We start from the raw sequence: 12,033 nt of genomic DNA on the forward strand, positions 1-12,033 counted from the left end.
GACCAGCTGTTCCTGGGCGGCTTCACAAAGAGCGACAACGACACCGGACGCGGAGACGGCAAGCCGCTCCTCGAAGCCCGCCTGAAGAAATACGCAATAGATTGGGCGCTGCTGTCGGCCGACGACAGCCGGATTCCCTTCTTCGACCAGTTGGGCTGGAAACGGGCCTACTCGGACGATTACGCGGTAATCTATCTGCCCGGCGCCTGATCCTGTGCGTTCCTGGCGGATTTCGCGACAGCCAATATATGCCTTGACACCCATGTTGCAGCGCAGCAAAATTGCTGCCTGAGGGTAAGCCTGTGAGACCGACGAGCCGGGATTTTCAGCACGACCGAAGGCATCGCCGCATGAGCGTGTCGGGTGCGGCCGCACGGATCATGGTGGTCGCGCGCGAGCCGGCCGGATGAACTACCGGCGCGACATCGACGGCCTGCGGGCCGTTGCGGTGCTGCCCGTCGTGCTCTTCCATTTCGGCGTGTCCGCCATTCCTGGCGGCTTCACCGGTGTCGACATCTTCTTCGTCATATCGGGCTATCTGATCAGCGGCAGCCTGCTCGATGATCTTGAGCGGGGCCAGTTCTCGATCGGCCGCTTCTACTGGCGCCGCGCCCGGCGCATCCTGCCGGCGCTGACCTTCGTCATCCTGCTCTCGAGCATTGCCGCCTGGTTCATCCTTCTGCCTTCGGATCTCCACGAATTCAGCCTTAGCGTGATCGCCGCCGCGACCTTCTGGTCGAATATCTATTTCTGGAGAACGATGAACTATTTCTCCATCGACGCAGAACTGCGGCCGCTCCTGCACACATGGTCGCTTTCGGTGGAAGAGCAGTATTATATCTTCGCGCCGATCCTGCTTTATCTGATCCACCGATACGTCTCGAAGCGCTGGCTGACGGTACTTCTGCTGATGGCCGTCGGCAGCTTTGCCCTGGCAGTCATAGCAACCTCGCTGGCACCGACGGCAGGCTTCTATCTCTTGCCGACGCGCATATGGGAGCTGGCGCTGGGCGCCATGCTGATGTTGCGGAAGCCTCCGGTCCTAGCCGGTCGGCTGGCGGTGGAACTGATCGGCCTCGCCGGCTTTGCCCTGATTGCGTTTGGCTTTGTGATGATTTCGGACAGCGATCCGTTTCCCGGCTACAATGCCCTATTCCCCTGCATCGGAACAGCACTGCTGATCTATGCTGGCCAGGATAACGCGGACAGGCCGGCACCTGTCGCCACTCGCGTGCTTCGGTTGGCGCCGCTGGTCTGGGTCGGCCTGATTTCCTATTCGCTTTACCTCGTCCACTGGCCAATCAACTCGTTCGTCCATTATCTCTCGCTGAAGACCGTCGGTGTGCCAACGATTGTCGCGATGACGGTGGCCAGTTTCGCCCTGGCGGCATTCTCCTGGAAATATGTCGAGCAGCCCTTCCGCCAGAAACGAGCCTATACCGCACCGCTGCCTATCTTCGCTTTTTCGGCGACGGCCATCGCGCTGCTGTGCGCCGGTGGTTTGGCCGGTGCACTGGGCAACGGTTTCCCGCAACGGTTCCCGGACTTCTCGACCGAACGTATCCGGGTCGGCGACTGGCGCAACGGCATCTGCTTCAACGAAAACGGGACCCGCATCGAAGACTGGAATCTCGCCGACTGCACCCGTACAACGGGCTTTGCCACCAATGTGCTGCTGTGGGGCGATTCTTTCGCTGCCCATTATGTATCGGGACTTGAGCCCAACGCCCAGAAAATCCAGGCCAATGTCATCCAATACACCTATGCCGGCTGTCCGCCCGACCTGACCTATTTTTCCTATGCTCGGCCCGCCTGCACCCGCTTCAACGAACGGGCCTTGTCGATCATTCGCGACGCAAACATCCAGGCGGTGATCCTGAGCGGCCGATGGACCGACTACCAGGCCAGGGGCTTCGCCGGCCTGCAGAAGACGATCGACCGGCTTCGCGAGATGGGGGTCAAGGTCTATACCGTCGGCCAGTCTCCGGAATTCATCGCCGACGTCCAGAAGATCGCTTTCTTGGTGAAGCGGGAGCATGCCGGAACCACATCCTGGCCTATGGCTATGGATCCGGGCATCAACGCACGGGTTCTGCCGTTCACCAAAGGGGCCGATTTCATAGATCCGCTGACGTATCTGTGCGACTCGGCCGGTTGTTCATACGCCGACGCCAAGACCAATGAATTTCTCTACTTCGACTATGGCCACTTCTCTTCCGCCGGCGCGACGCTGGCCATCTCGAAATACTGGCCAAGTTTCGCCACCAGCGACAAGGCCGCGAAGGCAAACCGGCAATTCACGGCCGCAGGCGCGCCGTGATCCGCAGCACGACGGCGTCGTGCCGAAACGGACCGCTTTGCGATTGCCCGAAGGCCAACCCTCATGCTAACGAGGGCGCACGCGGGTATGATGTAATGGTAGCTTGTCAGCTTCCCAAGCTGAACGCGCGGGTTCGATTCCCGCTACCCGCTCCAGCCTAAGGCGTCAGAACCATTTCAGCGCCTGCCTGTTCGTCGAACACAACCGAGCAGCCTCTCGCCAGCGCCACCGTTGCGAGGGCGTTTGCCGCCGCGTCATCCGATGAAACGAAGTCGCCGGTCAACACCCGCAATTCTTCCACGCCTTCAGCCATGGACACGAAATTGCCGACCGATCGATCGTGCTTGCAGGCCTCGATCACGCAAAGCAGGTCGATGATTTCGAAGCTGCGCATGTTCAGCCTCCAGAAGAAATCGTCCCTTGCAAGATCATGAACGCATCGGCGGGAAATAATGTTCCCAGTTCGCTTTCGCTGGCCTCGGCCTGGCGGCGCTTTCGCCGGAGAAGCTTACCTGATCCAGCCATCATCCCACTTCCCTCAGAATGAAGTCGTGCAGCATCTTGGCGGCCGGCGACAGCGCGCGATTCCTCACCGTGATCAGGCTGTAGGGCCTGACCTCGATGTCGAATTCGGTCTGGACGACGTCGATGGCGCCGGCCAGCCCGTCAGGGTTCTGGATGAATTTCGCCACCTGGACAGAGACCGGTGCGATGGCATCGGATTGCGCGACCATGACCAGGGTCAGGAGCAGCGAACTGGTGTTCAGGATACGGTCCGGCAAAGCGATGTTGCGGTTGAGGAAGTTGCTCTCCATCGCCTGGCGCAAGGGCGAGCCGCCCGACTGGAAGACCCAGTCATAGGCGGCGGTGTCTTCCAGCCGCACCACGCTGCCCCTGGTGAGCGGGTGGCCACGGCGCACGATCAGGCAGGCTTTCTCGACGCCGATGACGCGCGACTCGAACAGCCGCGGATTGAGGTCGTCCGGGATGCGCGCGATGATGAAGTCATGGCGCGTGGCGATCAGCTCGCGTGCCAGCACATTGGAGGTCTCGACCTGCATGGTGATCTCGATGCGCGGATAGATGCGGCGGATTTCACGAATTGCCGGCACCGCCAGCTCGATTGCCGGCGCGGTCACGGCACCCAGGAAAACCGAACCACCCTTGCCCGCCGTGAGCTCGGAAATCTCGCGGTCGACCTCGCGCATCTCCAGCAGGATCGAGCGCGCGCGCCTGGCCAAAGCCTTGCCGTATGGCGTCAAGGTGATGCCGCGCGGCAGCCTCTCGCACAGCTTGACCTCCAGCACCGCCTCCATCTCCGCGATCATGCGCGAGGCCGCCGGCTGCGAAATGTTCAGAACCTGGGCTGCCGCGCTGACCCGGCCATGGTCGTCGAGCGCGACGATCATGCGCATGTGACGCAGACTGAGACCGCTGCGCAGCAGGGTTTCGCCATCGCCCGGTGCTTCTCTGTAACCATCTGAAGCTGTTGTCGGATTCGCTGGCCGCGCCATCGCTTTCCCTGCCTTCTGCTCGTGTACGACCGACATCGGGGTCAGCCCGTCACGTCGCAATACATATACCAACCATGATATAGCAACCATCAAAGATCGCATTTGACAGTTATGGCAAAGACCCACACCCTCCGCGCGTTCCAAGACGTGACGGTCGCCGACGAGAAAAATCGTATCGATTGAATCAGCGTCTCGGGGCCATGGGAGGATACCGGAGATCGATATGACGGCAGCGGTGCCTTGGCGCTTCTGCACGATTGCGCGGCCCGCGACCCCCGGGGTGCCGCGTCCATCAAACAGGGAGAGTTAAAGTGAAAATCATCAAGACACTGGCCGCCGTCGCGGCCCTTGGCATCGCTGCCATGACCTACTCGGCGCACGCAGCCGACAAGGGTCTCGTCGGCGTGCTGATGCCGACCAAGACCTCGCAGCGCTGGATCAATGACGGCGATGCCGTCAAGTCCCAGCTCGAGGCTCTCGGCTACACCGTCGACCTGCAATACGCGCAGGACGACATCCCCAACCAGCTCAGCCAGCTGGAAAACGAAATCACCAAAGGCCCGAAGGCGCTGATCATCGCTTCTATCGACGGCACCACCCTGTCGGATGCTCTGCAGAAGGCCGCTGACGCGGGCGTCGTCGTCGTCGCCTATGACCGCCTGATCAAGAAGACCGCCAATGTCGACTACTACACCACCTTCGACAATTTCGGCGTCGGCGTGATCCAGGCGAATTCGCTGGTCAAGGGCCTCAAGGAACGCTTCCCGAACACCAAGCCGTGGAACGTCGAACTGTTCGGCGGCTCGCCCGACGACAACAACGCCTTCTTCTTCTACAATGGCGCCATCTCCGTCCTGCAGCCGCTGATCGACGACGGCTCGATCAAGATCAAGTCCGGCCAGACCGGCATGGACAAGGTCGGCACGCTGCGTTGGCTCGCCGCCACCGCCCAGGCACGCATGGACAATCTGCTGTCGGCCAACTATTCGGATGGCAGCCGCGTCGATGGCGTTCTTTCGCCCTATGACGGCCTGTCGCGCGGCATCACCGCCTCGCTGCGCGCCGTCGGCTACGGCACCGAGGCTCAGCCTTGGCCAATCGTGACCGGTCAGGACGCTGAGACCGCTTCGGTCAAGCTGATCATCTCGGGCGAGCAGTACTCGACCGTGTTCAAGGACACCCGCGAACTGGCCAAGGCCACCGTCGAGCTCGTCGACAAGGTGCTCTCGGGCGGCAAGCCGGACGGACTCGATGAAAAGACCTACAACAACGACGTCAAGGTCGTTCCCTCGATCCTGTTGACGCCGCATGAAGTCGACAAGTCGAACTACCAGGCGCTGGTCGTCGACTCCGGCTACATCAAGGCCGACGAACTGAAGTAATCCCGGTTACAAAGTCAGGGGGTCCTGCGCAACGCAGGGCCCCTTTTCGTTCACCAGCGAGCCCGGTATTGTCACCGACCTCGCCGGCAATATTTGCCGAGCTCTCAAGGAGCGGTAGTCCCCATGGCCCCGACGATTTTGGAGATGCGCGACATCACCAAGACGTTTCCCGGCGTGAAGGCGCTGTCGAACGTCAATCTCAGCGTCGAGGAAGGCGAGATCCACGCCGTGGTCGGCGAAAACGGCGCCGGCAAGTCGACGCTGATGAAGGTGCTGTCGGGCGTCTATCCCTCCGGCACCTATGACGGCCAGATCATCTTCCAAGGCCAGGAATGCCAGTTCAAGGGCATCCAGGACAGCGAACACAAGGGTATCGTCATCATCCACCAGGAGCTAGCGCTGGTGCCGATGCTGTCGATCGCCGAAAACATCTTCCTCGGCAACGAGCACGCGAAATTCGGCGTCATCGACTGGGACGCCAACGAGGAGCGCACCAGTGCGCTGTTGAAGAAGGTGGGCCTTAAGGAGGACCCCAAGACGCTGATCACCAATATCGGCGTCGGCAAGCAGCAGCTGGTCGAGATCGCCAAGGCGCTGAGCAAGGAGGTCAAGCTCCTGATCCTCGATGAGCCTACGGCATCGCTCAGCGAAAAGGACAGCCAGGCGCTGCTTGACCTGCTGCTCGAATTCAAGCGGCAAGGCATGACCTCGATCCTGATCTCGCACAAGCTCAACGAGATCAACCGGGTCGCCGACAAGGTGACGGTGATCCGTGACGGGCGCACCATCGAGACGCTGGCCAAGAAGGACATCTCCGAAGACCGCATCATCACCTCGATGGTCGGTCGTTCCCTCGACGACCGCTATCCGCCGCGCGAGCCTGATATCGGCGAGATCGTGTTCGAGGTGAAGAACTGGTCGGTCTATCACCCGCTCCATGCCGAGCGGCAGGTGATCAAGGGTATCGACATCAATGTGCGCGAGGGCGAAGTGGTGGGCATTGCCGGGCTGATGGGCGCCGGCCGCACCGAATTCGCCATGAGCCTGTTCGGCCGCTCCTACGGCCGCCGCATCACAGGCGAGGTGCTGCTCAAGGGCAAGCCGATCGATGTGTCCTCGGTAAGCAAGGCGGTCCAACACGGCATCGCCTACGTCACCGAGGATCGCAAGACCTACGGGCTCAACCTCATCGACCATATCAAGCACAACATCACGCTGGCCAATCTCGGCGGCGTGGCCCGCCACAGCGTGATCGACGACATGCGCGAGCTCGCCGTTGCCAACGACTATCGCAAGAAGACCAATATCCGCGCTTCCAGCGTCTATCAGTTGACCGGCAATCTTTCCGGCGGCAACCAGCAGAAGGTGGTGCTGTCGAAATGGCTGTTCGCCGACCCGGACGTGCTGATCCTCGACGAGCCGACACGCGGCATCGATGTCGGCGCCAAGTACGAAATCTACACGATCATCGCGCGACTCGCCTCGGAGGGTAAGGCGATCGTGGTCATCTCGTCGGAAATGCCGGAATTGCTCGGCATCACCGACCGCATCTACGTCATGAACGAAGGGCGCATCGTGGGCGAAATGCCCGCCGCGGAAGCAAGCCAGGAAAAAATAATGCGCGCCATCGTTCGTGGAGAAGGAAAAGCAGCATGAGCACCGAAAGCGCCCCCGCCCCGCACGGCAATGTCGCCGAAGAGCAGCGCGCACGCATCGCCGTCTCGGCGCTGGCCACGAACCTGCGCGAATACGGCCTGATCATCGCGCTGATCGTCATCATGCTGTTTTTCCAGTTCACCACGTCGGGAACGCTGTTCAAGCCGGTGAACCTGAGCAACCTGGTGCAGCAGAACTCGTTCATCATCGTGATGGCGCTGGGCATGCTGCTGGTGATCGTTTCCGGCTATATCGACCTCAGCGTCGGATCGGTCGCCGGTTTCATCGGCGCGCTGGCGGCAAACATGATGGTCATCTGGCAACTTGGACCGCTCAGCAATCCGCTGGTGGTTGCGGTCATCTGCCTCGTCGTGGGCGGCCTGATCGGGGGGGCGCAAGGCTACTGGATCGCCTATCACAGAATACCGAGCTTCATCGTGACACTGGCCGGCATGCTGATCTTCCGCGGCATCTGCCAGGCGCTGCTGGGCGGCGGATCCTCGGTCGGTCCGCTTCCCGACGACTTCAAAATGCTCAGCTCGGGCTTCATCCCGGATGTCATCGGCCCGCTGACGCTGATCCCGCCGACGGTGAACGCGGCCGGCAAGACCATCATGGGCAGCGGCCTGACGCTGCACATGACGACGATCGTGCTGGGCCTGATCGCCGTGCTGGCCTATGCCTATTTCGGGGTGAGGACGCGTCGCAAGCGCGAACGCCATGGCTATGAGGCCGAGCCCTTTGCCCTGTTCGTCGTCAAGACGCTGGTCGCCAGCGCCCTGGCGCTGTTCCTGGTCTATGAGTTCGCCAGCTACAGAGGCCTGCCGGTCGTGCTGCTCGTCATGGGCGTGCTGATCTCGCTGTTCGTCTTCGTCACCAAGCGCATGACCATCGGCCGCCGTATCTACGCCATGGGCGGCAATGCCAAGGCCGCGCAGCTGTCAGGCATCAACACCGAGCGGCTGACGCTGATGGTGTTCATCAATATGGGCGTGCTGTCGGCGCTCGGCGGCCTGATCATCGCGGCGCGACTGGGACAGGCGGTGCCGGCCGCGGGCCTCGGCAGCGAGCTCGACGTCATCGCCGCCGTCTTCATCGGCGGCGCCTCGGCGATGGGCGGCGTCGGTCAGGTCATCGGCGCGGTGGTCGGCGGCTTCATCATGGGCGTGATGAACAACGGCATGTCGATCATGGGCGTCAATGTCGACTGGCAGCAGGTGGTCAAAGGCCTGGTGCTGCTCGGCGCCGTGATCTTCGACGTCTACAACAAGAACAAGGCTTGAACGGACTTAAGAGCAATTCCAGGAAAAGTGTGAAACGGTTTTCCGCCCGGAATTGCGCCAAGACAATGAGTTAGAGCGGTTCGCCGTTTCCGTGAAACGGTGAACTGCTCTGATCGAGGAAAGCAGGAGGCATACGATCGCGACGCTGCCGGCAACCCGCCGGTAACAGAAGTCCCTGAGGGACCAGGCCCGCGAGCGCAATCCGAACTGAGAATTTAAACCGTGGCATGGACGAGGTCCCGGCCGCGCTGAGCAAGGTTTGCCGTTTTGGCAGCCCTGCCAAGGCAAATGAGAGAGGATTCATCATGCTGATCTCCCAGATCCTTGACGACGCCGAGACCATCCGCGTCGTCGCCCGCAATGGCGGCAAGACCCGGATCATCAATGGCGCCCGCAGCGTCTATTCGCTGGCGATGGAGGCCGCCCGCACCGGCGTCGGCCTCGTCGCGCTGATCGAACGCAAGGGGCTTGGCGAGACGGTCGATCTCGAGGCCGCTTACAAGAAGGGGCGGCTGCTGTCGCCGATCAATCACCCCGATCCGGCGCATCTGCACCTGACCGGCACCGGGCTGACGCATCTCGGCTCCGCCGCGACGCGCGATTCCATGCACAAGAAGCTGAGCGCCGACGGCGAGGAGCAGCTCACCGATTCCATGAAGATGTTCCGCATGGGGCTGGAGGGCGGCAAGCCGGCGAAAGGCCAGATCGGCGTGCAGCCGGAATGGTTCTACAAAGGCAACGGCACGATGGCGGTGGCACCAGGCGCCGCACTCCTGTCACCGGCCTTTGCCAAGGACGCCGGCGAAGAGCCCGAGGTCGCCGGCATCTACGTCATCGGCGACGACGGCGCACCTTTCCGCGTCGGCTTCACGCTGTCGAACGAGTTTTCCGACCACGTCACCGAGCGCGTGAACTATCTGTTCCTCGCGCATTCCAAGCTGCGCAACGCCTCGTTCGGGCCGGAGATCCTGATCGGCGACCTGCCGTCCGACATCCGCGGCACCTCGCGCATCGTGCGCGACAGCGAGGTGCTGTGGGAAAAGCCGTTCCTGTCCGGCGAAGCGAACATGTCGCACACCATCGCCAATCTCGAACATCATCATTTCAAATACGCGGCCTTCCGCCAGCCGGGTGACGTGCATGTGCACATGTTCGGCACGGCGACGCTGTCCTTCGCCGACGGCATCACGACCGAGGCCGGCGATGTCTTCGAGATCGAGGCCGGGGATTTCGGCCTGCCGCTGCGCAACCCGCTCGAGATCGAGCAGCCGGTGAAGGTGGCTGTGAAGGCGCTTTGAGAGCGCGCCTTTTCCTTCTCCCCAAGTGGGAGGTGGATCGGCGCGTTAGCGCCGAGACGGATGAGGGGTGTTCCAGCGGAGTGAAACGTTGGCGTTCCCTGGAACACCCCTCATCCGTCGCCTCCGGCGACACCTTCTCCCACAAGGGGAGAAGGAAAAGGCGCCTCTGCCTCAATAAATATCGAAGTCGAAATACTTGGCCTGGATCTTCTTGTAGGTGCCGTCGGCAACGATCGCGTCGATGGCCGCGTTGAGCTTGTCGCGCAGGGCCGTGTCGTCCAGGCGCACGGCGATGCCGGCCTGGGTCTCGGTGCCCTTGACGTCGCCGACCAGCTTGCAGCAGCCGTCGCTTGCCTTCTTCAGCCAATCCATCAGCACGAACTTGTCCGAGATCACGGCGTCAAGACGACCGTTGGTCAGGTCGGTGATCGCCTCTTCCTGGGTGGGATAGAGTTTGGCCTCCGCGCCCGCCTTGCCATATTCATTCTGGGCATAGTCGGCCTGCGTGGTCGAAGCCTGGGCACCGACCGTCTTGCCGGCAAGGGCCGCCGGTTCGGTCGAGGTGAGATCGGTGTCCTTCGGCGCCACCAGAGCCAGCGGTGTCGTATAATATTTGTTGGTGAAGGCGACCTGCTTCTTGCGCTCCTCGGTGATGCTCATCGAGGCGATGATGGCGTCGAACTTCTTGGCCTGCAAAGCGGGAATGATGCCGTCCCAGTCCTGGGTAACGATCTCGCATTCGACCTTCATCTGCGCGCACAGCGCATTGGCGATGTCGATGTCGAAGCCTTCGACCTTGCCGTCGGCGGTAATGGTGTTGAACGGCGGATAGGCGCCCTCGGTGCCGATCTTGATTTTCTCCGCCGCCTGCACCGACAGAGAGCCGGCCAGTGTTGCCAGCATGGCAGCGCCCGCCGCCGATATGACCCATTTCGAAAATCGCATTTTCTTGGTTCCCCTTGAACGCCGCCAGCTTGACGGGCGGCAAGGCAGCCAAGCATGGCGAGCCGGTACAGGCAAGTATTTTGCCTTGGGGCAATGAGGGTCAGCGCGCGGCGCGGAAATGCTTGGACAGCTTCAGGCCCTGCGCCTGGTAGTTGGAGCCGAGATCGGTGCCGTAGAGCGCCTGCGGCCGCTTCAGCATATGCTCGTAGACCAGCCGGCCGACGATCTGGCCGTGGTCGAGGATGAACGGCACTTCATGGCTGCGCACTTCCAGCACCGCCCGGCTGCCGGTGCCGCCGGATGCGGAATGGCCGAAGCCCGGATCGAAGAAGCCGGCATAATGGACGCGGAATTCGCCGACCAGCGGATCGAAGGGCGTCATCTCGGCGGCGTAGAGCGGCGGCACATGCACCGCCTCCTGGCTGACGAGGATGTAGAATTCATCGGGGTCGAGCACCAGTTCGCCGGCGCCGCTCTTGTGGATCGGTTCCCAGAAGTCGACGACTTCCTGGGCCGCGCGCTTGTCGACATCGACGAGGCCGGTGTGATGCTTGCCGCGATAGCCGACCAAGCCGCTTTGATCGCCGTTGAGGTCGATCGACAGCGCGATGCCGCCGCCGGAAATGTTCGGCGGCTCGGTGGCGACAAGCATCTGCGTGCGATGCAGGTCGTGCAACTCGGCTTCGGAGAGCAGCGCATTGCCGGTGCGGAAACGGATCTGCGACAGGCGCGACCCGGTGCGGACGACGATCGGGAAGGTGCGCGGGCTGACTTCCAGAAAGAGCGGGCCATGATAGCCGGCCGCGATCTTGTCGAACTCGTGGCCGCGATCGGTCATGACGCGGGTGAAGATGTCGAGCCGTCCGGTCGAACTCTTCGGATTGGCCGAGGCTGAAATGTCCGCCGGCAGCGCCAGGCTTTCAAGCAGGGGCACGATGTAGACGCAGCCGGTCTCCAGCACCGCGCCCTCGGCCAGATTGATCTCGTGCAGCTGCAGCCGGTCGAGCTTTTCCGAGACCTTGTGATTGGGGCCGGGCAGGAAGGAGGCGCGCACCCGCCAGGCCTTGTCGCCGAGCCTGAGATCGAGGCTGGCCGGCTGGATCTGGTCGGTGTCGAGCGCACGCGCCGACTTCAGCGCGCCGGACTGGAGCAGCGCCGATATGTCCTGGTCGGGAAGAATGCCTGTCTGCCGCAAGGCTCCACTCCTGCTTGGTACAAACCTCTTAATGAAGCCGGCAATTGACGCAAGCGCGGTGCGGGTCTAAAGGGTCGTTATCCCGTGGTGATTTGGCCGGTCGGCTTGCAGCCACGTTAAACAAGTCGCTAAAGGACCGTCGGGCCGCAAGGCCGTATGGACCGGTTGCGACTTTCGCGGCCGGTTTTTTTGTGTCTGGAAGAAAAGCGATGAGCACCAAGAAGCGCAACTGGAAGCCTCAGACGGCACTCGTGCACAGCGGAACGCTGCGTTCCGGTTTCGGCGAAACGTCAGAAGCGATCTATCTCACCCAAGGCTATGTCTACGAAACGGCGCAAGCCGCCGAAGCCCGTTTCAAGGGCGAAGAGCCGGGTTTCATCTATTCGCGCTACGCCAATCCGACCGTCGACATGTTCGAGAAGCGCATGTGCGCGCTGGAA

General features: G+C 61.9%; 10 protein-coding genes, 1 tRNA gene, 1 pseudogene and 1 riboswitch. Of the genes and pseudogenes, 8 read left to right on the top strand and 4 right to left on the bottom strand.

The features are described from left to right. From EN879_RS09700 to EN879_RS09710, 3 genes and pseudogenes are all read left to right on the top strand, one after another. A pseudogene (locus EN879_RS09700) lies at positions 1 to 210 on the top strand (hypothetical protein); the annotation flags it as partial. Positions 211 to 406: 196 nt separating this feature from the next. Continuing rightward, positions 407 to 2,320: an acyltransferase family protein gene (locus EN879_RS09705; RefSeq protein WP_127274027.1), complete on the top strand. Its 1,914-nt coding sequence runs from the start codon at positions 407 to 409 to the stop codon at positions 2,318 to 2,320. A gap of 81 nt (positions 2,321 to 2,401) precedes the next feature. Continuing rightward, a tRNA-Gly gene (locus EN879_RS09710) sits at positions 2,402 to 2,475 on the top strand. 2 nt (positions 2,476 to 2,477) lie between these two features. On the opposite strand, the gene EN879_RS09715 is transcribed toward EN879_RS09710, so the two are convergent. Beyond that, complete coding sequence (locus EN879_RS09715; RefSeq protein ID WP_024503153.1) at positions 2,478 to 2,714, bottom strand: hypothetical protein; 237 nt, start codon at positions 2,712 to 2,714, stop codon at positions 2,478 to 2,480. A gap of 130 nt (positions 2,715 to 2,844) precedes the next feature. Then, positions 2,845 to 3,834: a LysR family transcriptional regulator gene (locus EN879_RS09720; protein ID WP_127274028.1), complete on the bottom strand. Its 990-nt coding sequence runs from the start codon at positions 3,832 to 3,834 to the stop codon at positions 2,845 to 2,847. 311 nt (positions 3,835 to 4,145) lie between these two features. Between EN879_RS09720 and chvE the strand changes: the two genes are divergently transcribed. The 4 genes from chvE to araD1 all read left to right on the top strand — a co-directional run bounded on the left by chvE (position 4,146) and on the right by araD1 (position 9,453). After that, positions 4,146 to 5,216 (top strand): multiple monosaccharide ABC transporter substrate-binding protein, encoded by a 1,071-nt coding sequence (gene chvE, locus EN879_RS09725; RefSeq protein WP_027161715.1) that lies wholly within the window; start codon positions 4,146 to 4,148, stop codon positions 5,214 to 5,216. A gap of 123 nt (positions 5,217 to 5,339) precedes the next feature. Further along, the gene (mmsA, locus tag EN879_RS09730; protein ID WP_063170018.1) at positions 5,340 to 6,872 is read left to right on the top strand and encodes a multiple monosaccharide ABC transporter ATP-binding protein; all 1,533 of its coding nucleotides are present in this window, start codon (positions 5,340 to 5,342) and stop codon (positions 6,870 to 6,872) included. Beyond that, entirely contained in the window at positions 6,869 to 8,155 is a 1,287-nt protein-coding gene (gene mmsB / locus EN879_RS09735; RefSeq protein ID WP_127274029.1) for a multiple monosaccharide ABC transporter permease, read from the top strand. The genes mmsA and mmsB overlap by 4 nt, the downstream gene beginning before the upstream one ends. Positions 8,156 to 8,460: 305 nt before the next feature. Beyond that, positions 8,461 to 9,453, top strand: a complete 993-nt coding sequence (gene araD1, locus EN879_RS09745; protein ID WP_013533635.1) for an AraD1 family protein — start codon at positions 8,461 to 8,463, stop codon at positions 9,451 to 9,453. Positions 9,454 to 9,624: 171 nt separating this feature from the next. On the opposite strand, the gene EN879_RS09750 is transcribed toward araD1, so the two are convergent. Then, entirely contained in the window at positions 9,625 to 10,398 is a 774-nt protein-coding gene (locus tag EN879_RS09750; protein WP_024503157.1) for an ABC transporter substrate-binding protein, read from the bottom strand. Positions 10,399 to 10,498: 100 nt separating this feature from the next. Next, a complete protein-coding gene (locus EN879_RS09755; RefSeq protein ID WP_063170016.1) occupies positions 10,499 to 11,593 on the bottom strand; it encodes a 2'-deoxycytidine 5'-triphosphate deaminase in 1,095 nt (364 codons plus the stop codon). A gap of 74 nt (positions 11,594 to 11,667) precedes the next feature. Beyond that, a riboswitch (SAM riboswitch) is annotated at positions 11,668 to 11,745 on the top strand. Between the two features lie 57 nt (positions 11,746 to 11,802). On the opposite strand from EN879_RS09755, the gene EN879_RS09760 reads away from it, so the two are divergent. Further along, on the top strand, positions 11,803 to 12,033 hold a 231-nt coding region (locus tag EN879_RS09760; protein WP_206520931.1), incomplete at its 3' end, for a PLP-dependent transferase.

The sequence above is a fragment of the Mesorhizobium sp. M7A.F.Ca.AU.002.02.1.1 genome, assembly GCF_003998535.1.
Classification (GTDB): domain Bacteria; phylum Pseudomonadota; class Alphaproteobacteria; order Rhizobiales; family Rhizobiaceae; genus Mesorhizobium; species Mesorhizobium ciceri.